The organism is Streptomyces sp. SID13726 (genome assembly GCF_010548375.1).
In the GTDB taxonomy this organism is placed as follows: Bacteria; Actinomycetota; Actinomycetes; order Streptomycetales; family Streptomycetaceae; genus Streptomyces.
The window spans coordinates 1-407 of sequence record NZ_JAAGLY010000677.1 but is presented as its reverse complement, the minus strand read 5'-3'; the positions used below and the strand labels follow the sequence as shown (position 1 = coordinate 407).

Here is a 407-nt window from a genome sequence, read left to right as displayed (position 1 = left end):
AGACGATGTCGTACGCGTACGCGAGCGCCTCGCCCGGGTTCTGCTCGAACGTGTCGACCCAGTCGGGCGTGGGCGACGTGAACGCGTGGTGCACGGCGGTCCAGGCGGAGTTTCCGAGATCGACGTCGTCGTCCTCGCCGGTCGGCTTGAAGAGCGGCGCGTCGACGACCCAGACGAACGCCCACGCGTCCTCGTCGATCTGACCCGTGCGCTTCGCGATCTCCTGGCGCGCGGCGCCGAGCAGCGCGCGCGAGTCCGACGTCTTGCCCGCGGCGAAGAACACGGCGTCACCCGGCTGCGTGCCGGTCACGTCGCGCAGGCGGCGCCAGACGAACGCCCCGGCCACGACCCCGAGGGCGACGACGACCGCGGGAACCCAGGGCGTGAGGGGGTTGGTCCAGTCGTCG

1 pseudogene is annotated in these 407 nt (G+C 72.0%); it reads right to left on the bottom strand.

Annotated elements, in window-relative coordinates:
- A pseudogene (locus G3I78_RS49740) lies at window positions 1-407 on the bottom strand (hypothetical protein); the annotation flags it as partial.